At 71.1% G+C, this 21,238-nt stretch carries 21 protein-coding genes; 6 read left to right on the top strand and 15 right to left on the bottom strand.

Annotated features, from left to right (window positions below):
* Positions 1–69 precede the first annotated feature (69 nt).
* The 9 genes from pilO to AB0O15_RS39715 form a co-directional block, all read right to left on the bottom strand.
* The gene (gene pilO, locus AB0O15_RS39755; protein WP_364330449.1) at positions 70–669 is read right to left on the bottom strand and encodes a type 4a pilus biogenesis protein PilO; all 600 of its coding nucleotides are present in this window, start codon (positions 667–669) and stop codon (positions 70–72) included.
* On the bottom strand, positions 669–1,376 hold the full coding sequence (locus AB0O15_RS39750) for a hypothetical protein (RefSeq protein ID WP_364330446.1): 708 nt from the start codon (positions 1,374–1,376) through the stop codon (positions 669–671). Before AB0O15_RS39750 ends, pilO begins: the two co-directional genes overlap by 1 nt.
* Entirely contained in the window at positions 1,376–2,401 is a 1,026-nt protein-coding gene (gene pilM / locus AB0O15_RS39745) for a type IV pilus assembly protein PilM (protein WP_364330443.1), read from the bottom strand. Before pilM ends, AB0O15_RS39750 begins: the two co-directional genes overlap by 1 nt.
* A 12-nt stretch (positions 2,402–2,413) precedes the next feature.
* Positions 2,414–3,202: a prepilin peptidase gene (locus AB0O15_RS39740; protein WP_364330440.1), complete on the bottom strand. Its 789-nt coding sequence runs from the start codon at positions 3,200–3,202 to the stop codon at positions 2,414–2,416.
* Positions 3,203–3,256: 54 nt separating this feature from the next.
* Positions 3,257–3,748: a prepilin-type N-terminal cleavage/methylation domain-containing protein gene (locus AB0O15_RS39735; protein WP_364330437.1), complete on the bottom strand. Its 492-nt coding sequence runs from the start codon at positions 3,746–3,748 to the stop codon at positions 3,257–3,259.
* A gap of 105 nt (positions 3,749–3,853) precedes the next feature.
* A complete protein-coding gene (locus tag AB0O15_RS39730; protein WP_364330434.1) occupies positions 3,854–5,086 on the bottom strand; it encodes a type II secretion system F family protein in 1,233 nt (410 codons plus the stop codon).
* 6 nt (positions 5,087–5,092) lie between these two features.
* Positions 5,093–6,223, bottom strand: coding sequence for a type IV pilus twitching motility protein PilT (locus AB0O15_RS39725; protein ID WP_364330530.1), 1,131 nt, complete (start codon positions 6,221–6,223; stop codon positions 5,093–5,095).
* A gap of 119 nt (positions 6,224–6,342) precedes the next feature.
* Positions 6,343–8,010: a GspE/PulE family protein gene (locus tag AB0O15_RS39720; RefSeq protein WP_364330431.1), complete on the bottom strand. Its 1,668-nt coding sequence runs from the start codon at positions 8,008–8,010 to the stop codon at positions 6,343–6,345.
* 49 nt (positions 8,011–8,059) lie between these two features.
* Positions 8,060–9,040: a helix-turn-helix domain-containing protein gene (locus tag AB0O15_RS39715; RefSeq protein ID WP_364330428.1), complete on the bottom strand. Its 981-nt coding sequence runs from the start codon at positions 9,038–9,040 to the stop codon at positions 8,060–8,062.
* A 19-nt stretch (positions 9,041–9,059) separates the two neighbouring features.
* On the opposite strand from AB0O15_RS39715, the gene AB0O15_RS39710 reads away from it, so the two are divergent.
* Together AB0O15_RS39710 and AB0O15_RS39705 are read left to right on the top strand one after the other, a co-directional pair.
* A complete protein-coding gene (locus tag AB0O15_RS39710; RefSeq protein ID WP_364330528.1) occupies positions 9,060–10,469 on the top strand; it encodes an MFS transporter in 1,410 nt (469 codons plus the stop codon).
* A gap of 118 nt (positions 10,470–10,587) precedes the next feature.
* On the top strand, positions 10,588–11,853 hold the full coding sequence (locus tag AB0O15_RS39705; protein WP_364330425.1) for an ATP-binding protein: 1,266 nt from the start codon (positions 10,588–10,590) through the stop codon (positions 11,851–11,853).
* An 80-nt stretch (positions 11,854–11,933) separates the two neighbouring features.
* On the opposite strand, the gene AB0O15_RS39700 is transcribed toward AB0O15_RS39705, so the two are convergent.
* Both AB0O15_RS39700 and AB0O15_RS39695 read right to left on the bottom strand, forming a co-directional pair.
* Positions 11,934–12,467, bottom strand: a complete 534-nt coding sequence (locus AB0O15_RS39700; RefSeq protein WP_364330525.1) for a GNAT family N-acetyltransferase — start codon at positions 12,465–12,467, stop codon at positions 11,934–11,936.
* Positions 12,468–12,507: 40 nt separating this feature from the next.
* Positions 12,508–12,810 carry an STAS domain-containing protein gene (locus AB0O15_RS39695; protein WP_364330422.1) on the bottom strand — a complete coding sequence of 101 codons (303 nt, stop codon included), beginning with the start codon at positions 12,808–12,810 and terminating at the stop codon, positions 12,508–12,510.
* A gap of 68 nt (positions 12,811–12,878) precedes the next feature.
* Here AB0O15_RS39695 and fxsT point away from each other — a divergent pair, with 68 nt between their 5' ends.
* Entirely contained in the window at positions 12,879–15,296 is a 2,418-nt protein-coding gene (gene fxsT, locus AB0O15_RS39690) for an FxSxx-COOH system tetratricopeptide repeat protein (protein ID WP_364330419.1), read from the top strand.
* Here the strand turns inward: fxsT and AB0O15_RS39685 are convergent.
* From AB0O15_RS39685 to fxsA, 3 genes are all read right to left on the bottom strand, one after another.
* Positions 15,282–16,949 (bottom strand): bifunctional diguanylate cyclase/phosphodiesterase, encoded by a 1,668-nt coding sequence (locus AB0O15_RS39685; RefSeq protein WP_364330416.1) that lies wholly within the window; start codon positions 16,947–16,949, stop codon positions 15,282–15,284. The two genes, fxsT and AB0O15_RS39685, sit on opposite strands and share 15 nt — an antisense overlap.
* A 52-nt stretch (positions 16,950–17,001) precedes the next feature.
* On the bottom strand, positions 17,002–18,573 hold the full coding sequence (locus tag AB0O15_RS39680; RefSeq protein WP_364330413.1) for an HEXXH motif-containing putative peptide modification protein: 1,572 nt from the start codon (positions 18,571–18,573) through the stop codon (positions 17,002–17,004).
* A gap of 79 nt (positions 18,574–18,652) precedes the next feature.
* Entirely contained in the window at positions 18,653–18,838 is a 186-nt protein-coding gene (fxsA, locus tag AB0O15_RS39675) for an FxSxx-COOH cyclophane-containing RiPP peptide (RefSeq protein ID WP_364330410.1), read from the bottom strand.
* Positions 18,839–19,084: 246 nt separating this feature from the next.
* On the opposite strand from fxsA, the gene AB0O15_RS39670 reads away from it, so the two are divergent.
* Together AB0O15_RS39670 and AB0O15_RS39665 are read left to right on the top strand one after the other, a co-directional pair.
* Positions 19,085–19,564 (top strand): hypothetical protein, encoded by a 480-nt coding sequence (locus AB0O15_RS39670; RefSeq protein ID WP_364330407.1) that lies wholly within the window; start codon positions 19,085–19,087, stop codon positions 19,562–19,564.
* Between the two features lie 61 nt (positions 19,565–19,625).
* Positions 19,626–20,006, top strand: coding sequence for a hypothetical protein (locus AB0O15_RS39665; RefSeq protein ID WP_364330404.1), 381 nt, complete (start codon positions 19,626–19,628; stop codon positions 20,004–20,006).
* A gap of 47 nt (positions 20,007–20,053) precedes the next feature.
* On the opposite strand, the gene AB0O15_RS39660 is transcribed toward AB0O15_RS39665, so the two are convergent.
* Positions 20,054–20,338 (bottom strand): DUF427 domain-containing protein, encoded by a 285-nt coding sequence (locus AB0O15_RS39660; protein ID WP_364330401.1) that lies wholly within the window; start codon positions 20,336–20,338, stop codon positions 20,054–20,056.
* Between the two features lie 152 nt (positions 20,339–20,490).
* Here AB0O15_RS39660 and AB0O15_RS39655 point away from each other — a divergent pair, with 152 nt between their 5' ends.
* Positions 20,491–21,195 (top strand): hypothetical protein, encoded by a 705-nt coding sequence (locus AB0O15_RS39655; protein ID WP_364330398.1) that lies wholly within the window; start codon positions 20,491–20,493, stop codon positions 21,193–21,195.
* Positions 21,196–21,238 lie beyond the last annotated feature (43 nt).

The raw sequence follows: 21,238 nt of genomic DNA, 5'->3' as shown, positions 1-21,238 counted from the left end.
TCCGCGGCCCCATCGGCCGCGATTGGTCGGACTTGAGCGGTTGCCGCGGCGTTTCGACGTCGGGCGGCGCTACTTGGCGGGCGTCGTGGTGATCGACGGAGCACCCTGGCCGGCCGGCACGGCGACGAACGCGTGGAGGGACAGCGAGATGGTGGTCTTCGTCGTGGCGCCGTCCCCGGTCCCGGTCACCGTGGCCGAGTCGATCAGGACGGCCCGCGGCTGCGTTGTCTGGAGCTGGGTGAGGAACTTGCCCAGGTTGCTGGCGGTGCCGTCCAGGGTCAGCGCGATCTGCAGCGAGTAGATGTCGGTCATCCCCTCGACCGCGGCCGGGGCGTTCACGCTGACGCCGCCCACGGTCACGTTCAGCGAGTCGCCCGACTTCTGCAGCTGCCGCAGCAGGTCCGGCACGCCGGAGCCCGAGGGGAGCGCGTTCTGGCTGACCTTCAGCGCGGCGCGGTACTGCGGGAGCTTCGACTTCTCGTGCTCCAGGTCGGCGATCCGCTTGTTCAGCACCGCGATCTGGACCTGCGTGTCCTCGGTCGTCTGGTGTAGCTCGGCGGCCTCGGCGTACTTCGGGCTGACCAGGAAGAACCAGGTCATCAGCCCGAGGGCGACGATGACGGCGGCGCCGCCGGCGATCCACAGCCGGTCGGCGTGGCGGGCACCCATCAGTTGCCTCCGGAGGTTTTGCACTTGGTGGTGAACCGGCCGCAGAGCGCCCGGGTGGTGACGTCGACGGTCAGCACGAAGGTGACCGTCTTGCCGCTCTGGGTCACGGTGGTCACGTACGGGTTGGCCAGCGTGCTGACCTGGGTCAGGGTCTCCACGTAACGGGCGACCGACGGCTTGTCGGGCGCCGTGCCGATGAGCGTGATCGTCCCGATCGTGGCCGCGCCGCTGGTGCTCGGCAGGACCGAAGCGGTCGTGGCGGCTTTGTCGGCGACCAGGGTGGCGGTGATGCCCTGGAGCGACACGCTCGAGGGCCGGCCGGTGTCACGCAGGGTCTCGATCAGGCCGGCCCACTGCAGGTCCTTGGCCATCAGCGTCTTCAGCTGCTTGGTGATGGTGATGTTCTCGCTCTGGGTGTTCACCACCTCGCCGTAGCCGGCCTGCTTGCGTTGCAGGCGGGACTGCTCGGCGGTGACCGACTCCAGCTCGGTCGAGGCGTCGAGGGCGCCACGGTCGGCCACCACGTACCAGCCGGCCAGGGCGAGGATGACCGCGCCGACCACGGCGAGCACCCAGCCGCGGGTCCGGCGGGCCCGGCGGGCCGCGACGACCTCTTCGGGCAGCAGGCTGGCGGTGATCGTGAGCACCCGGGTGACCTGCTGCGGTGACAGCGCGGGGTCCAGGGGCATCAGGGTGGTCTGGGCCATCAGGCTGCCGCTCCCAGGGTCAGGCCGATCGACACGGCGGCCGACGGCACAAAACTGTCGAAGCCGCGCTGGCGGGCCCGGCGCGTGTCGCGCAGGCGGCCGGCGCTGTCCGCGTACATCACCGAGACGTTCAGCGACTGCTGGAGGTGCTCGGCCAGGCCGGGCATCAGCGCGCTGCCGCCGCACAGCGAGATCCGGGTGACCTGCTTCTGCCGCTCACCCGAGGCGAGATAGGTGAACGAGCTGCGCAGCTCGTTGACCAGCGGCCGGATCGCGTCGGCGGCGGCGGTCGCGCTGTCCGGGGTGCCGTCGCCATGCAGGCCGAAGCGGCACTTGAGCACCTCGGCGTCGGGCACCGGGATGCCCAGCCGGGTCGCCATGCTCTCGGTCACCTCGGCGCCGCCGCGCGGGACGGTCCGCACGATCAGCGGTTCGCCGTCGACGTGCACGACCACGCTGGTCACGTCGGCGCCGATGTCCACAATGGCCTCGACCTGGGCGTCCAGCCGGGAGGCGGCGCGCAGCAGGGCCAGCGAGGCCAGGTCCACGCCGACCACGTGCAGGCCGGCCTTCTCCACCGCCTGCACCGAGCTGAGCACGGCGTCCTTGGGCATGGCGATGAGCAGGCCGCGTACGGTCGGATTGGTTCCGGGATCCTCCAGCGGGTGGAAGTCGAGCACCGACCGTTCCACCGCCAGCGGCAACGCGTCGCGCACCTGGAAGGGCAGCGACTTCTGCATCTCCTTGGGCGGCAGGTTCGACACCGACATCTCCCGCACCACGAGCTGCGGGTTGGTCACGCCGAGCATGACCTTCTTGGTGTCGAACCGGCAGGCGGCCCAGAGCTGCTTGAGCGCGGTGGTGACGACGACCGGGTCCTGGATGGTGCCGCCCTGGACGGTGCCCGGGGGCAGCGGGACCTGCCCGAAGTTGGTCAGGGTGTGCTCGTCCTTGGCGCGGCGGACCTCGACCGCGCGGATGGACGACGAGCCGATGTCCAGCCCGATCGGAGTGATGCCAGCCATCGGTTCCCTTTCTCAGGCGATGGGGGTGGAGAGCAGGTTCAGGTACCAGTCCGCGATCGGCGCCGCGGCGAACACGGCGAGGAACGCGCCGGCGAGCATGTACGGGCCGAACGGGATGCGCGTCTTCCGCTTGGCCAGCCGGGCCGCCATCAGGCCGGCCCCGACCAGGCCGCCGAGGACGAACGCGGCGAACGCGCCGATCGCCACCGCGCTCCAGCCGAGCCAGCCCAGGTAGAAGCCGAGCAGCGGGGCGAGCTTGACGTCGCCGCCGCCCATCGCGCCGAAGAAGGCGACGATCTCGAAGAAGATCCACATGGCGGCCGCGGCGATCAGCCCGCGGACGATCGCGCGCCAGTCGTGCCCGAGCGCGGCGGCCGGCAGCAGCAGGGCCAGCGCGACGGCGTACGAGGGCTTGACGATGGCGTCCGGCAGCCGCAGCTTGTCCAGGTCGATCGCGGCGAGCGCGATCGAGATGGCGGCCAGATAGAGATACGCCGGGAGCTCCCAGGAGAGCCCGAAGCGAGCCGCCACGGCCACGAACAGGGCCGCGGTCCCCGCCTCGACCAAGGGGTAACGGACGCTGATGGGCGCCCGGCAGTCCGCGCACTTCCCGCGCAGCAGCACCCAGCCGAGCACCGGGACGTTGTGCCGGTTACGGATCTCGTGGCCGCAGTGCGGGCAGTGTGAGCCGGGCTTGACCAGGGACAGGCCCTCGGGCACCCGGTGGATGACGACGTTCAGGAACGAGCCGATCGCGAGACCGAGGAGGCCGGCGATGCAGAGCAGCATGGGCTGCGGCATGTCGACCTCCTCGGCTCGCGTTGGGTGGATGGACGCCGTCGGCGGCGTGCCGGGTCAGGGGCCGCAGGTGGTGAAGTTCGTTGCGGTGATGGTGGTGGCCGACTTCACCGAACCGCCCGACGCGCTGTCGTAGATGTAGTACTTGCCGCTGCCGCCGGTGTTGGTGGCGCAGAGCTTGTACGAGGTGACCGTGCCCGACGGCGGGATGTACACCATCTCGGTCTTGTCCGACAACGTGACCTTGCCGGCGGCGCCGGCGGCGCCGGCAGCGGTGGTGGTGCTCAGGTTGTACGTGGTGCTCTGCTTGGCGGTCGGGCCGGCCGGGTACGTGTTGTTGTTGTCCGTGTACCACTGCTCGACGGCCGAGATGGCGCCGCGAACGTCCGACTGGGCCGACTTGTCGGCCGCGCCCTGGCGGTAGTTCAGGTAGACCGGCACGGCGATCGCGACCAGCACGCCGATGATGACCACGACGACCAGGAGCTCGATGAGCGTGAAGCCGTCGTCGTCCTTCTTGGCGCGCAGCCGGGTGATGATGTCCTGCATTGGGGGTGCCTCCAGTGTGGCGTCAGGGTGGGCGGGGATAAAACCTTCCGGGCTCGGGTGCCCGACGTCGACCGGAGGGACCGGTCGTTTCACTGCTCCAGCGCGTCAGTTGCTCTGGATGTTCTGGTAGATGGTGAACATCGGAAGGTAGAGACAGATCACCATTCCGCCGACCACGGCTCCCATGACGAGGACCATGATCGGTTCGATCGAGGCGGTCAGGGACTCGGCGGCGCTGTCGACTTCCCTGTCGTAGAAATCGGCAACCTTGTCCAGCATCTGACTGATTTGGCCGCTTTCTTCGCCCACTTCGATCATCTGTGTGACCATCTCGGGGAAAATCTTGTGGTGGCGCAGCGCGGACGACATCGGCTGGCCCTCGCGGACGGCGGCCTGGACGTCCTTCATCGCGGCGTTGATCACCTCGTTGCCGGTGGTCTCGCCGACCACCGACAGCGCCTGCATGACCGGCACGCCGACGTTCAGCAGCAGACCCAGGCTCCGCGAGAAGCGGCTCATCGCCAGCTTGCGCAGCAGCGGCCCGAAGACCGGCATCTTGAGCTTGAAGCGGTCGAAGCCCAACCGGAACTCCGCACTCGACCGCAGCCGGCGTTTGAAGATCGTCGAGCCGCCGATCGTGATGATCAGGAAGAGCGGGCCGATCCACCACATGTTGTGGCTCGTGTCGACCAGGAACTGGGTGATCCCCGGCAGCTTGCCACCGAGGCTCTTGAACATCGCCTCGAAGATCGGGACGATGAAGATCAGGACCAGGGCGATGAGGACGAACGTGAAGCTCAGCACGATCGCCGGATAGGTCAGCGCGCTCTTGATCTTGCCGCGGAGCGCCGCGTCCTTCTCCAGGCTGTCCGCGATCTGCTCGAGAGCCTTGTCGATCATGCCGCCCGCCTCGCCGGCCCGCACCATGGCGACCATCAGGCGGGGGAACTGCCGGTCGTGCTTGGACATCGCCGACGACAGCGAGACACCGCCGGCCACGTCGTTGCGGACCTCGGCGACCGCCTTCTTCAAGGCCGGCGCCGAGGTCTGCTCCTCCAGGATCGACAGCGACCGCAGCAATGACATGCCGGAAGCGGTCATGGTCGCGAACTGGCGTGCGAAGACCGCCAGGTCCTTGAGCTTGGTCTTGCCACCCAGGCCGGGGATCTTCAGATCCATGTTCAGGCCCTGGCCGGCCACGCTCAGCTCGAGCGGGACCTCGCCGCGGGTCTTGAGCATGTGCATCGCCGCGGCCTCGTTGGCCGCCTCGACCGTGCCCTTCGTCTTACGCCCGGTCGCGTCGATGCTGTTGTAGTGGAACGTCTTGGTGGCGGGCACTTCGGATCACATCCGTCCGATGAGGCGCTTGAGTTCTTCCTGGGAGTGGCAGATCTCCAGGGCGTGCGGCATCGAGACCAGCCCCTCCCGGACGCGCTCGGCCAGGTGCTGATCGAAGGACAACATCCCGTCGCTGCCGCCGGCCTGCATGAACGACGGGATCTGGTGGGACTTGCCCTCGCGGATCAGGCTCCGGATGGCCGGCGTGGCGGTGAGGATCTCGCTGACCACCACGCGGCCCTTGCCGTCCGCCTTCGGCGCCAGGGCCTGGGTGACCACACCCTGGAGCGACGCCGCGAGCTGGGCCCGGATCTGCAACTGCTGGTGCGGGGGGAAGATGTCGATGACGCGGTCGATGGTCTGCGTGGCGCTCTGCGTGTGCAGGGTGGCCAGCACCAGGTGACCGGTCTCGGCCGCGGTCAGCGCGGTCGCGGTGGTCTCCAGGTCACGGAGCTCACCGACCAGGATGATGTCCGGGTCCTGCCGCAGCGCGTGCTTCAGGGCCTGGGCGAAGGTCTCGGTGTCGGTGCCGACCTCGCGCTGGTTCACCACGCTGCGCTTGTGCGGGTGGAGGAACTCGATCGGGTCCTCGATGGTGATGATGTGCGCGGCGCGGCTGCGGTTGGCCAGGTCGAGCAACGAGGCCAGAGTGGTGGTCTTGCCCGAACCGGTCGGTCCGGTGACCAGCACCAAGCCCCGCGGCAGATGGGCGAAGCGGGACACCGAATCGGGCATGCCCAGCTCGTCCAGCGGCTTGATCTTGTGCGGGATGGCCCGGAAGACGGCGCCGCACGAGTTGCGCTGGATGTAGAGGTTGCCACGGAACCGGGAGACGCCGACGATGCTGTGCGCGAAGTCCATCTCGTGCTCGCGCTGGAAGGTCTCCCACTGTTCCGCGTTGACCGCGGCCCGGGCCAGCAGCGCGGTGTCGGCCGAGTTGAGCTTGCCGTAGCCGGGGAGCGGGCGCAGACTGCCGTCGACCCGGATCATCGGCGGCGAGCCGACCGTCAGGTGGAGGTCGGAACCACGCGACTCGACCAGCGTGACGAGCATCTGGTCGAGCACGGCCAGGTCGTCCGCCGGCACGGCGTCCACCGGTGCCGCCTGCTGGGGCACGTCGTGGTCGAGCTGGTACATGTGCGGCACCGACAATCTCTCGCGGGTTCTGACGCCCCCCTCATTCGGCACGGCCGAACCGAGGTTTAGGAGCTATTCCGCCGTTTTTGCGCGGTACCGGGAGCGAGGGGGTAACGTCGTCAGATCGCGACGCGGGAGACTTCGCGCACGCTGGTCAGGCCGCCCGACGCCTTGGCCAGGCCGTCGGCGCGGAGGTCGTACATGCCCTGGCTGACCGCGACCTCGCGGATCTCGTTGGACGACGCCCGCCGGATGGTCAGCGACTCGATCTCGGCCGACACCGGCATCACCTCGTGCAGCGCGATCCGGCCGCGGTAGCCGGTGTTGGCGCAGTTCCGGCAGCCGACCGGGCGGTACAGGGTGTCCGGCACCTTGAGGTCCTGGAACGGCCAGCGCGCGCCGACCAGCTCCTCCTCGGTCGGGTAGTACGCCTCCTTGCACCAGTCGCAGAGCCGGCGCGCGAGCCGCTGGGCCAGCACGCAGTCCAGCGACGAGCCGACCAGGAACGGCTCGATGCCCATCTCGGTGAGCCGGGTGACCGCGCCCGGCGCGTCGTTGGTGTGCAGCGTGGAGAGCACCAGGTGACCGGTGAGCGACGCCTCGACCGCGATCTGGGCGGTGTTGCCGTCCCGGATCTCACCGATCAGCACGACGTCCGGGTCGGACCGCAGGATGGCCGGCAGCACCGCGGCGAAGGTCAGGCCGGCCTTGGCGTTCACCTGCACCTGGTTGACGCCGCGGAGCCGGTACTCGACCGGGTCCTCCACGGTGATCACGTTCACCTCGGGGCGGCTGATCTTGCCCAGGGTCGCGTACAGCGTGGTCGACTTGCCGGATCCGGTCGGCCCGGTGACCAGCAGCATGCCGTGCGGCTTGGTGAACGACTCGGCGAACCGGCTCAGGTTGTGCTCGGTGAACCCGAGCTTGGCCAGGTCGAGGTCGATGCCGCCGGTGTCCAGGACCCGGAGCACGATCTTCTCGCCCCACACGGTGGGCAGCGTCGCGGTCCGCAGGTCGACCGTCCGGTCCCGGATCAGGGCGGTGATCCGGCCGTTCTGCGGGATGCGTTTCTCGGTGATGTCGACGCCCGACATGATCTTCAGCCGCGAGATCAGCGCCGCCATGACGTTGCGCGGGACCGTGTCCACCTCGTGCAGCACGCCGTCGATCCGGTAGCGCACCCGCATGTCGTCCTCGGTGGGCTCCAGGTGCAGGTCGGACGCGCGGTTCTGGACGGCCTGCTCGATCAGGTTGTTCACGTACCGGACGATCGGGACGTCGTCGGCCCCGGCCGCCTGCGCGGCCATCCCGGCCGCGTCGTCCTGCAGGTTGTCGCCCAGGTCGCCGAGGTCGCTGTCCTCGCGCTGGAGCCGCTCGATGATCCGCCGGACCTCGCTGCGGGCCACCACCACCGGCCGGACGGTCAGGCCGGTCGCGGCCCGGACGTCGTCCAGCGCGACCACGTCACCCGGGTCGGTCACGCCGACCACGATCTCGCCGTCGGTCATCGACAGGCCGAGCACGCGGTGCCGCAGCACCACCGGCAGCGGGATCCGCTTGAGCGCGACCGGGTCCGGGCTGTAGCCGACCAGGTCGAGCGTGTTGATGCCGAACGCCTTGGCCGCCGCCTCGGTCAGCTGCTCCTCGGTGACCACCTGGTCGTTGATCAGGACCGCGCGCACCGACCGGCCGCTCCGCTGGGCCTCCTCCGCGGCGGCGTCCACCGCCACGGGGTCGACGCCGATCTGCTTCAGGGCGTCGAGCAGCGGGCGAAAGGTCTGATCCACGACATCCTTTTCGGGCGGCCGATACGGCGTACTTAGCTCAATCTTGCCGTTATTCGGACGTTTGCGTGGTGGATAGCCGGAACGTCCGGCGGTACGCCGAGGGCGACACACCGATCGCGGTGTGCAGATGCTGCCGCAGGGCGGAGGCGCTGCCCAGCCCCGCGCGCCGGGCCACCACGTCGATCGGCAGGTCGGTCGACTCCAGCAGCAGCCGGGCGTGCGCCACCCGCTGCTGGAGCAGCCATCGGGCCGGGCTCAGTCCGGTCTCCTCCCGGAAGCGGCGGGTGAACGTGCGCACGCTCATCCGCGCGTGGCCCGCCATCTCCTCCAGGGCGACCGTCTCGCCGAGCCGTCCGGTCACCCACTCCCGGGTGCGCGCGGTGCCGGCGCCCGCGGTGACCGGCACCGGGCGCTCGATGAACTGGGCCTGCCCGCCGTCCCGGAAGGCCGGCACCACGCAACTGCGGGCCGCCCGGTTGGCCACCTCGCTACCCTGGTCGCTTCGGACGATGTGCAGGCAGAGGTCGATGCCGGCGGCGACCCCGGCCGAGGTGAGCACGTCGCCGTCGTCCCGGAACAGCGCGTCGAAGTCCCATTTGACGCGCGGGTAGTGCTCTCGCAGCCGGTCCGCGTAGGCCCAATGGCTGGCGGCCGGGCGGTCGTCGAGCAGGCCGGCCGCGGCCAGCACGGACGCGCCGGTGCAGACGGACACGATCCGGGCCTTGCGCTCGTACGCCTTCCGGAGCGCCTCGGCCACCTCAGGTGCGACAAAGCCGCGCTCCACCGGATCGGACGACCGGCCGACGCCCGGGACGAGCACCGTGTCGGCGTCGTCCAGCGCCTCGAGCCCGTGGTCGGCCGTCACGGTGAAGCCGGCCGTCGTCCGGATCGGGTGCGGCGCGCACACGCGTACCGAATAGTGACTTTGACCTTGGTCGTCCCGGGCCGACGTGAACACCTGGCCGGGCACGCCCAGATCGAAGGTGACGGCCTGGTCGAGGGCGAGGACGGCGACACGATGACGAGTCATGGCCTGATTCTTGCGCATGATGGCCTCCGGGCCACTCGTCTTTGGTCGCCGGGTTCCGCAGACTTCCCTGGTGACTCGTCGTATCCATCCCGCCTGGCTTGTCGGCGTCGTGGCGTTCGTCGCGCTGGTCGGCGCGGCCGGCTTCCGCGCCACCCCGTCCGTGCTGCTCACCCCGCTGCACGACGAGTTCGGCTGGTCGCTGGGCACGATCTCGGCCGCCGTCTCGGTGAACCTGCTGCTCTACGGCCTGACCGCGCCGTTCGCCGCCGCCCTGATGGAACAGTTCGGCATCCGGCGCGTGGTGACGTTCGCGCTGCTCCTGGTCTCGGCCGGTTCCGGGCTGACCGTCTTCATGACCACGAGCTGGCAGCTGATCCTCTGCTGGGGCGTGCTCGTCGGCCTGGGCACCGGCTCGATGGCCCTGGCCTTCGTGGCCACCATCACCGGCCGCTGGTTCGTCAAGCACCGCGGCCTGGTCACCGGCATCCTCACCGCGGGCGGCGCGGCCGGCCAGCTGATCTTCCTGCCGGTCCTGGCCAACCTGTCGGCGCACAGCGGCTGGCGTACCGCCGCCCTGACCGTCTCGTTCGCCGCGCTGGCCGTCGTGCCGCTGGTCGTCTGGCGCCTCCGCGACCGCCCGTCCGAGCTGGGCGTCCTCGCCTACGGTGCGGTCGCCCCGCCGCCTCCGCCCGCGTCCGCCCCGCCGCCTCCGCCCGCGTCCGCCCCGCCGCCTCCGCCCGCGTCCGCCTCGCCGCCGCCGGCCGCGCCCGCCGGTAACGCCGCCCGCAACGCCCTGAGCGCCCTCACCCAGGCCGCCCGCACCGGCCCGTTCTGGTTGCTGGCCGGCGGCTTCGCCATCTGCGGCGCCACCACCAACGGCCTGGTCGGCACCCACTTCATCCCCGCCGCCCACGACCACGGCATGGCCGTGACGACCGCCGCCGGCCTGCTCGCCCTGGTCGGCTTCTTCGACATCGTCGGCACCATCGCCTCGGGCTGGCTCACCGACCGCGTCGACAGCCGCCTGCTGCTCGGCGGCTACTACGCCCTGCGCGGCCTGTCCCTGCTGGTGCTGCCGTCCCTGTTCGCGGCCACCGCCCACCCCAGCATGGTGGTGTTCATCCTGTTCTACGGCCTGGACTGGGTGGCCACCGTCCCGCCGACCGTCACCCTCTGCCGCGAGTACTTCGGCGACCGGGGCGCCGTGGTCTTCGGCTGGGTCTTCGCCTCGCACCAGGTCGGCGCGGCCATCGCCGCCGTCGTGGCCGGCACCCTCCGCGACCGCCTCGGCGACTACGACCTGGCCTGGTACGGCGCCGGCGCCCTGGCCATCCTCGCCGCCCTGCTGAGCCTCGCCCTCCTGGCCGGCCGCCACCTCAAGCCGGTCGCCCCGGGCATCGGCCTGGCCGTCCCGGCCAAGCCGGCCTGAGAAACGGCGCCGCAGATCGAGCGCCGTCCCGCCGCATATGTAGCATCAGGCGGCCGCATATGTAGAGTTACGCCGCCGCATATGTAAAGTTTGGCGGTCGCGACAGTTAGGATCGGGTGTGTCCACGCTTGATCTCCTCCCTCGCCGCGTCGAGTCGCAGATTGCCGCCGCCCTGGCCGACACACGTGTCGTTCTGGTGAGCGGGGCGCGTCAGGCCGGCAAGAGCACTCTGGTGCGAGTGGTCGCCGGGGACCGCGTGGCCGAGCGGCGTGACCTCGACCGAGCTCAGGACCGTGCCGCCGCTCTGGCCGACCCGGTCGGCTTCGTCGACTCCGCCGAGCTCCTGGCGATCGACGAGATCCAGCGAGCCCCCGACCTGCTCCTCGCCATCAAGGCGTCGGTCGACGCCGATCCGCGGCCCGGCCGGTTCCTGCTCACCGGCTCGTCGCGGTTGTTCGGGATGGTCGCCGCTCCGGATGCCCTGCCCGGCCGGATGGAGACCGTCGAGCTCTGGCCGTTCTCCCAGGGCGAGCTCGATGGCCAGCCGGACGGCTTCGTCGACGCCATCTTCACGCTCGGACCCGAACTCCGGCATGAGTCGACGGTCACGCGAGCCGGCTACGCCGCCCGCATCGTGCGCGGCGGCCTGCCGGAGGCCACGTCCCGCGACGACGCCAAGCGCCGGCAGCGATACCTCGACGCCTACGTGCAGTCGCTCATCGAGCGCGATGTCCGGCAGCTGTCCGACATCCACCACAAGGGCGAGCTGCGCAAGCTCGTGCGGCTGCTCGCGGCCCGGTCGGCGACGATCATCGCGGCCAACGCGCTCGAGTCGGCACTGGGCCTGAGCCGGTCGACGATCGCGCGCTACCTCCAGGCGTTGGAAGAGATCTTCCTCATCAAGCGGATTCCCGGCTGGTCCCGCAATCTCGGCACCCGGGCCACCGCCGCTCCGAAGCTGGTGTTCGTCGACTCGGGCATCGCCGCCAACGAGGTCGGTGTGGACGCCCGCGCCCTGCTCCGGCCCGGGGCGCCGTTCGGGCCGCTGCTCGAGTCCTTCGTCATCTCCGAGCTTGCCCGCCAGCTCACCTGGTCGGCGTCGGCCGTCGACCTGTCGCACTACCGCGACCACAGCAAGTTCGAGGTCGACGCCGTTCTGGAGAACCGGTCCGGGCAGGTCGTCGGCATCGAGGTCAAGGCGGCCACGACCGTCGGGCCGGACGACTTCCGCGGCCTGCGCCGGCTGGCCGGCCGTCTCGGCGACGACTTCGTCGCCGGCGTGGTGCTCCACACCGGCACGTCGACCCTGCCGTTCGGCGAGAAGCTGCGGGCCGTGCCGGTCAGCGCGCTCTGGGAAGTGGGTCTGCCGCCTGTGGCGGCCTGACCACGCACGGACCTGGAGCCCGCGGGAGCAAGCGGTCTGGACCACGACGGACGTGGGAAAATCCAGAATTTGATCTTGATTTAAGGGTCGGTGGAGAGTTTGGCGTGGAGGTGCATGTCGTGCCAGCCGTCGGCGTGCCGCATCTCGGCGCGCTTGGTGCCCTCCAGGGCGAAACCCGCGGTCGTGGCCACCCGGCAGGACGGCTGGTTGACGGTCGAGTGGGCGACCTCGATGCGGTGCAGGCCCAGGGTTTCGAAGGCCCAGGTGGACACGGTGACCAGGGCTCGAGGGGCGATGCGGCGGCCGCGGGCGGCGGGGAGAACCCAGTAGGACACCTCGCCCAGGCCCAGGGGCAGGTTGAGGCGGCGCAGGCTGATCTGGCCGGCCACCTTGCCCTCGTCGAGGATGGCCCAGCCGGCGCCGGACTCGGCTCGCCAGCGGCCGGGCCAGTGGGCGATCCAGTCGGTGGCCTCCTCGTTGGTCATCGAGCGGGCGTGCCACTGGCGGATGCCGGGATCGGCGTAGGCGGCGACCACGGTGGCGCGGTCGGACGGGAGCCAGGGGCGCAGGGTGAGGCCGGCGCCGTGGATGTCGGGCTGGAGGCGGGACTTCATCGTGCCGGGGCGGACGACCGGGTCGACGAGGGACGGCACGTCAGTCCTCCAGCTCGACGACCTCGAGCAGGCCGCTGACCACCAGGATCTGACGAACACCGGAGGTGGGGCGGGACAGCCGGAACGTGATGCCGGCGTCCCGGGCCCGCTGGAAGCCGAAGACCAGGGCGCCCAGACCGGTGGAGTCGATGAACGACAAGTCGGACAGATCGACGGTCATCGAGCGGGGGCGGGCGGCGATCGCCTCGGCCAGAGCCGACCGCACCTGGTCGACGGTGAGCACGTCGACCTCGCCGGTCAGGACCACGGTCACGGTGTCGGTCGTACGGTCCAGTCTGGCCACTACTTCCTCGGACAACGGAGAGGCCTTACCTTTCGTAGTGACAATATTCCTGTGCGAGAGGGGCTGCCGTGCCTATCCGTGGTGGACTGCCACCGCGCAACCCGCGTTTTGCCGGGCGGGAAGACCTGCTCAGCGATGTTCGCGGCCTGCTCGGCAACGGTCCCGTGGCGCTGCTGCCGGCGCCGGAGCACCAGCTTGGCGGCACGGGACGAACCCAGCTCGCGATTGAGTATGCCTACCGGTACGCCGACACGTACGACCTTGTCTGGTGGATTCCCGCGGAGCAGACCGCCGGGATGCGCGCCTCGCTGGTCGGGCTGGCGCAGCGGCTGGGCCTGCCCGAGGCCCGCGACATCAACCGCACCCTGGGCGCGGTGCGCGACGCGCTGAGCCGAGGCGAGCCGTACCGGAACTGGCTGGTCGTCTTCGAGAACGCCAACCGGCCCGAGGACATCAAGCCGTACCTGCCCAGCGGCGCCGGTCACGTGCTGGTCACCTCGCGCAACCCGCGCTGGACGTCGGAGATCGCGCAGGCGGTGCCGGTGCCGGTGTTCGACCGGGCCGACAGTGTGGACTTCCTCCGCCGGCGCCTGCCCGAGGCCTCCGTGGCCGACGCCGAGCGCCTGGCCGACCGGCTCCAGGACGTGCCGATGGCGTTGCACCAGGCGGCCGCGGTGCGGGTGGCGGCCGGCTGGTCCACAGCGGAATACCTGCGAAGGTACGACCAGCGCGCCGCCGAACTGGCCTTCCCGACCCCGATCCGGGTGGCCTGGGGCCTGGCCACCGACGCGCTGCGGGCCGCCTCGGCGCCGGCCGCCCAGCTGCTGGAGCTGTGCGCGTTCCTGGCCAGCGCGCCGGTCTCGTGGCAGCTGCTCTGGGCGGCGCGCGGGCGCGAGCTGCCCGAGGAACTGGTGCCGACGATCCGGCTGGAGCGCCGGCTGCGGGCCGCGATGCGGCTGATCGGCCGGTACGGGCTGGCCGACCTCGACCCGTCCGGCGAACGCCTGCTCGTGCACCCGCTGATCCGCGGCATGCTCAGCCAGGAGCTCAGCTCGGACCGGCACGCCGCGCAGCTCCGGGCCGTCCGCGGGATGCTGGCCTCCGCCGACCCGGGCGACCCGGACACGCCCACGGCCTGGCCGCGGTACGCCGAGATCGTCCCGCACCTGGTGCACTCGGACGCCCTGGGCGGATCCTCCGAGGAGTCCCGCCAGCTGGTCGTGCACTGCGTCCGCTATCTGTACGCGAGCGGCGACTACGACTCCAGCCGCGACCTCGCCACCCAGGCGGTCACCCGGTGGCGGGAAACCGTGGGCGAGGCCGACGAGCAGACCCTGCTGGTCTCCTTCCACCTGGCCAACGCGCTGCGGGCGGTGGGCCGGATCCCGGACGCCCGCACGCTCAACTCGCAGACGCTGCGGCTGCAGCGCGAGGCGCTCGGCGGCGACGACGAGACCACCCTGGCCACGGCCAACAGCGTAGGCGCCGACCTGCGCATGCAGGGCCACTTCGAACAGGCCCGGCTGCTCGACAAGGACAACCTGGTGCGCTACCGCCGGCTCTACGGCGACAGCTACCCGACCGCCCTGCGCTGCGCCAACAACCTGGCCGCCGACCTGCGGCTGCTCGGCGACTTCCGGGGGGCCAAGGCGCTCGACGAGCAGACCCTCAAGCACCGCTCGGCGGTGCTGGCCGAGAGCCACCCGGAGATCATCTCGTCGCGGGGCGCGCTGGCCTTCGACCTGATCGGGATGGGCGACTTCGGTGGCGCGGCCGAGATCCTGGTCCTGCCGCACACCCTGGACGCCGACCATCCGATGGTGCTGCTGCTGCGCCGGTTCGTGGCGCTGGCCGCCCGCCGCCGCGGCCTCGCGCACGCCCGCAAGCTGGCCGAAGCCAACGTGAACCGGTTCCGGCAGCGGTTCGGCGACCTGAACGTGGAAACGCTCGGCGCGATCGTCGGCCTGGCCAACTGCGCCCGGGCCGACGGCGACCTGGACGGCGCCCACCGGCTGCTGGAACGGGTGGTGGCCCGCTACCACGCGGTGCTCGGCGACGACCACCCGTTCACCCTGGCCGCGTCGGCCAACCTGGCCGGCGTGGTGCGGGCGACCGGCCGGTTCCCGGAGGCGCGCACGATCGACACCGAGGCGCTGGTCGGGCTGCGGCGCAGCGTCGGGCCCGACCACCCGTTCACGCTGTCCTGTGCCAACGGCATGGTCGCCGACCTGTTGCAGACCGGCGAGGGGCAGCAGGCGCGGGAGATCGCGGCGGACACGCTGATGCGCTCCCGTACGGTGCGCGGCCCGGACCATCCGGACACCGCCGCCTGCGCCTGGAACGTGGCGCTGGACGCGGGTGACGAGACCGCCCAGGAACAGGAGATGACGGCGCTGACGAAGGCGTACGGGGAGAATCATCCGATCCTGGCCCGCGCCGCCGCCGGCCTGCGACTGGAGACCGAGATCGACCTACCGCCCCTGTAGGGCTTCCTGGCGGGTCAGCAGCGCGGTGAGGTCGGCGGCCGGCATCGGGCGGGCGAAGTGGTAGCCCTGCGCCTGCCCGCAGTCGAGCTCGCGCAGCCGGGCCGCCTGCAACGCGTCCTCGACGCCCTCGGCGACCGGGGACAGGTCGAAGGTGCGGGCGATCTGGAGCACCGCCTCGGCCACCGAGGCGCCGGCCGTGTCCTGCATCGTGGCCACGAACGAGCGGTCGATCTTCACCACGTCCACCGGCAGCGCGCCCAGGTGGCTGAGCGACGAGAAGCCGGTGCCGAAGTCGTCCAGCGCGATGCGTACGCCGAGGGTCTTGAGCGCGCCCAGCACCCGGGCCGACTCGGCCAGGTCGGTCAGCGCGACCGACTCGGTCAGCTCCAGCACCAGCAGGTGCGGGGGCAGGCCGGTGCGCTCCAGCACACCGCGCACCTCGTCGATCAGGTCGGGCTGGCCGAGCTGGGAGGCGGAGAGGTTGACGTTCAGCTCGAAGCCGGGATTTGCCTGCTGCCACGCGGCGGCCTGCTCGCAGGCTTCGGCGAGCACCCAGCCGCCGAGCCGCGGCAGCAGCCCGATCTCCTCGGCGAGATCCAGGAACGCGGCCGGGGCGAGCAGGCCACGCGACGGGTGCCGCCAGCGGACCAGGGCCTCCACGCCGACCGTGTGCTCGCCGTCGAGGTCGACGATCGGCTGGTAGTGCACCTCGAACTCGTGCTCGTCCACGGCGCGGCGCAGCTCGGCCTCGTCCCGGCGCTGCTGCTCGGCGATCGCGAACTGGGCCGGGTCGAACCGCCGGGCGACACCCTTGCCGTCCGCCTTGGCCTGGTAGAGGGCCACGTCGGCGTCACGCATGACCGCGTCCACGGCCCACCCGCCGCCCCGGGCGAAGGCGATGCCGGCGCTGGCCTGGATGCTGAGCACGGTGTCGCCGACGGTCAGCGGCACGGCCAGGTCACGCAGGATCCGGTTGGCCACGGTGTCGGCGATGGTGTCGTCGGCCAGCCGGGGGAGCAGCACCACGAACTCGTCGCCGCCCAGCCGGGACACGGTGTCGTTGCCCCGAACATTCGCGTTGAGCCGCTCGGCCGTCCTCACCAGCAGCTCGTCGCCGGCCGCGTGGCCGTACGTGTCGTTGATCTCCTTGAAGCCGTCCAGGTCGACCAGGATCATCGCGGTGATCGTGTCGTCGGCGTCGGACAGCGCGTCGGTGGCGTGGTTCATGAAGAGCTTGCGGTTGCCCAGCGCGGTCAGCGGGTCGAAGTAGGCCTGCCGGGTCAGGATCGCGCGCTGCTTGGTGAGGTCGCGCATCAGCCGGTCGTTGGTGCGGGCGCCGAGGAACTGCCGGACCAGGATGACCGCCGACACGGCGATGAGCAGCCCGGTCAGCTCCGGCGTGATCGCGCCGTCCCGATAGTGCCACCAGCCGGCGCAGATCACCGCGGACGCGATCGGGGCGTACTGCAGCAGCGGCCACCGCTCGGCCAGCAGAACCACGCCGATCCCGAGGAACGCCACGACACCGACCGGTACGGCCAGGTTGGTGCGCTCGGCGAACAGCACCGGCCACGTGAGCACCAGCAACGAGCCGAAGACCATCGCGGCGTCGACCACCCGCCGGACCCGGTTCATACCCGTGCTCTGCCCCATGGCTCACCTCCAGGCGACCAGATCGGTCCCGGTCGCGCTCACCTGAGAGATGTCAGCCGACAATCCACTCGATCACCCGGCCCGGCGCACACCCGGCCCGCACCAGCGCGGCAACATCCTCGGCCCGCGCACCCACCCCACCCGCGATGATCAACGGCGTCAATTCAAGATCAAGATCTTTGCCCGTGTACGCGCGCCGGACTGTCCCGTAATCACCCGCGAGCAGAGCGGCCTCGACGGCCGCGGGGCGAATTTCGCGTGTCTGCTCGGAGCTCGGGTGGCGCGCGCCGCGCTCATGGTCCCTCTCGACCTCGAAATCGGCGCGGCCACCGCCTTCCCCGCCCCTCTCGATCTTGAAGTCGGTGCGGCCGCCGCCTTCCCCGCCCCTCTCGATCTTGAAATCGGCGCGGCTACCGCCGTCTCCCCCGCTCCTCTCGATCTTGAAATCGGCGCGGCCACCGCCACCTCCCCCACCCCTCTGGGTGGGCGGCAACGTAGCGCGTGGGTCCGACAGTTCCGCGGAGTTGTCCACAGGGCTGTCGGCCGCCGGCGCGCCTGTGGACAACCTCGCGACCACTTCGCCCCGGCGGAGCAGGTCGTGGATCGCCTTGAGGCGGGGCGAGTGGGAGAGGGCGCGGCGGCTGTCCGTCCGCAGCTGGGACGTCGGGGGTGGGGGCGGGTCGCCACGGTGGAAGGCGGCCACCAGGGGGCTGGGGTCGGGCCGCAGGTTGCGCAGGCGCCAGCGGACGTAGTGGTCGTCGTTGGCCAGGCGAGCCAGGTGGACGATGCGCGGGTCGGCGGGCTCGGCCGGCCACGGGCGGACCTCGTCGAGCAGCGCGCCGGTGAAGCGGCGGCCGGCGGCGGTGAGGCGGCCGGTGCTGAGCAGGCGTTCGGCGGTGCCGGCCACGGCCTCGCGCCAGCGGCAGAACTCGAAGGTCGCCAGCGGGTCGCCGGTCGTGCCGGCCTCGGTGCGCCAGAAGCGGGTCACGGCCAGATAGGCGTACGCGCCGTGCAGCACGCCGGAGGCCGGGCGCGGGTCGTCCCGCCACGGCGAATAGCCCCGGTCGCGCGGGTCGAGGTGCAGGTCGAAGAGGTACGAGGTGGCGTTCAGCACACTGTGTTGCGCCTCGTGCAGCAGGCCGACCGCGAGGCCGGTGGCGTCGGCCGGGCGGGACATCGCGACCGCACCGAAGGCGTCGGCCGACGTCGCGCTGATCCCGGCCGCGCCCGCGTCCGACTCGACCGGGACGACGCAGGTCAGCACGTCGGCCAGCAGCAGCGCGGCGGCCCGGTGCCGGGTGACCAGCAGGCGCCACGCGTCGGTGAAGCACTCCTGCCAGTGCGCGGCCTCGGCGTCGGTCAGCGGCGCGGACGGCGTGAGGCCCAGCAGGCCTCGGCGGTCGTCGCGGTCCTCCAGGCGTACCGAAAAGCTGATGGTGTCGTGCTCGGCGGTCAGAAATCTGACGTCGGGGCGATCGACCGGCGGCGGGCCGGTGACGCGGTCGCGGAGGCGGGCGGCGGCCCAGGCGCCGAACAGGGGATCGGTGAGATCGGCCTCGGCGCCGTGGTCGCCGGGCAGCGCGCGCAGCAGCAGGAGATTCCGGCCGTGCTGACCACGCCGCAACTCATCGATGACGGATGGTGACGGCCGGCCCGCTCCCAACGCTGCGAAATCGCGGTCGGTGAGAGCGTGCCTCCGCACGTCAGAGCGCCGAGTTGAAGCCGGCGATCGGCTCGTCCGGGTCGGTCAGGTCGTGGGACAGGCGGCGAAGCGTACGGCTCAGAACCGAGTCGTCACGTTGGGTGAGGTCGGCGAGTTCCGTCAGCGTCAGCCCGGAGACATCGACCATCTCCGACCGCCATTGCGCGGGGTATTCCTCGTCGGTCAACGCGGCTCCTCCTGCCGGTCGGGATGTTTGCCCACCGGCAACCGTTAATGTATCGCCCGGACTGGTTTCGAATTCGGCCTCAGATCGAGCGCCTCGAATGTGGATGTGAAACCACGCATACATTACGAGACGGTCGCCAGGTCGGGTGACCTCGTGGCGCGCCCGCACACCGGGTCACGCTGAGTTGCGCGTCCGTGATCTCATAGGACGCCAACACAGAAGAAAGTCGGCAACGGAGGACAAACTGTGCTTGGTCGCAATCTGGACGACGTGGAGGCGGCGGAGCGTTCCTGGAACTCGCCGCCTTCCGGGCGCGCGGAGGCGACGGCCACGCTGGCCGACCGGGTGGCCCGGCTGTCCGCCTCGGCTACCGGCGGTGACGGCGTGATCCGGGTCGGGGTCGACAGCGGTGGCGCCATCACCACGCTCGAGCTGCCCGACGCCGGGCTCGCCACCGAGATCCTGCGGACCATCCGCCGGGCCCAGGCCGGGCTGGCCGAGCAGGTCGAGGTGGCGGTGAACGAGACCGTCGGGCCCGAGTCAGAAACGGGACGCGCCGTCCTGGAGAGCTTCTCGCATAGGTTCCCGGCGGTCCCCGACGACGGCCCGGCCGCGCCGGTGATGCCCCCGGCCAAGCCGTTCCCGACCTTCCGCAACCAGCCGTCGCTGCCCCATCAGGTGCCCGGCAACGGCTTCGAGAGCGGGCGCGACAGCCGAGCACGTTGAGCTTCCGACCGATACGGTCGGTGTCCAGGGGGAGGAACATCGTGAGAGGGGACGGGAAGCAGTGAGCACACCGCTGCCGAGCCGTGGACCGGCGCCGCCGGTCGAGCACATGAACAACGCGGAGCTGGCCCGGCTGATCGAGTCGGAACATCCGTACCGGGGCAAGGCGCTCTTCGAGCTGTCCGACCGGATCGCCCACGACGACGACGCGGCGACGAAGGTGGCGATGCTCAGCCGCCTGACGTCGCTGCGGGCGGCGCGGCTCTTCGACCGGGTGTCACTGGCCTGGTCGGGAATCATCGCGCTGCTCGCGGCCGAGACGCCACACGCGCGGAATTCGGCGTACGAGGCCTTCTACGCGCTGGATCTGGCCGAGCAGAAGGACATGCTCGACTATCTCGAGGTGACCAAGATCGAGGAGGCCCACCCGCGCATAGCGTGAGCGGGCCTCCGGTCGTTGTTGTCCAAGGGCGGGTCTGCCGAGGGTCGTCAGGCGACGACCTTGACGTCCTTCCAGAAGGCGACCCGGTCACGAACGGCCGTGGCGTCGGGCTTCGGCTCGGGGTAGAACCAGACCGCGTCCGGCGTGACGTGGTCGCCCGACTCGAGCGTGTAGTAGGACGCCTTGCCCTTCCACGGGCAGACGGTGTGCGTGTCGGAGAGGCGAACCACGTCTTCCCGCAGCGAGCTGCGCGGGAAGTAGTAGTTGCCCTCGACAACCACGGTGTCGTCGCTCTCGGCGATGATCTCGTCGTTCCAGATGGCCTTCGGCATGGCTCGAACGTAGCGCGTGCGACGCCCGCGGTCCGATATGCGGGGTTTATTCAGCTCCGCGGGGTGAATCGCGGTGCGTCGCACGGACATTGGCGGTCCGGTGCGCGAAGATCTAGTGTCGACCGGCGTACCCCCCGACGAAGGCTGCCGAGATGACCCGCCAGAGCACGCTGCCCGGCCTGCGAGAGCAGGCGCGGCACGCTCTGCTCCTGCTGGGCGTGCCCGCGCCGGCCCGGCTGGTGGTCGACGTGCACGCGGCCTTCTTCGACGGCGACCTGTCGGTTCCGGCGCTGGCCGCCCTGATGCGCGACGACGAACGCTTCGCAGCCGGCCTCGACCCGTCGTCCGGGCTTGATTCCGGTCTCTTCGCCCGCGCGGAATCACCCGCCGGGCCGGATGGTTCCGCTACGGCCGTGCCCACGCACTCGGCCGGGTTCGACGGCGGGACTGTGCTGCGCCCGTACCTCATCTGTCCTGCTCTGCACCCGGATCTCGCGCCGGCGCGGGGGACCGTCACGCTGTCGACCTGGTCGCTCGACGAGCGGCTGATCACGCCGGCCGTCGCGCGCGCCCATGCCCTGGTCGCGACCGCGCGGATCGCCGAGTTCGCCGCCGCCCGCCCCGGTGCCAGCGCCCGTGAGCTGCTGCAACGCCTCGCCCTGGAGGTGCCCGGCGGTCCCGAGGCACTTGACCTCGCCGAGGCCGCGCGCGCCGCCCTGGACGACCCCGCCCTGGCCGCGGCCGCCGCTGCCGAGGGGCCGGCACGCACCGCCGCCCTCGCCCGCACCGACCACCTCGACGAGCACCGCCGCCTCTTCGGCGTCCCGTCGGTGCCGCACCAGCGGGGCGGCGCGTGACCGACACCCGAGCGCGCCAGCCGGCGCCGAAGCCCGAGATCCA

Source organism: Actinoplanes sp. NPDC089786, from assembly GCF_040684855.1.
In the GTDB taxonomy this organism is placed as follows: Bacteria; Actinomycetota; Actinomycetes; order Mycobacteriales; family Micromonosporaceae; genus Actinoplanes.
The sequence above is the reverse complement of the archived record's forward strand: the minus strand, read 5'-3'. Positions and strand labels throughout refer to the sequence as shown.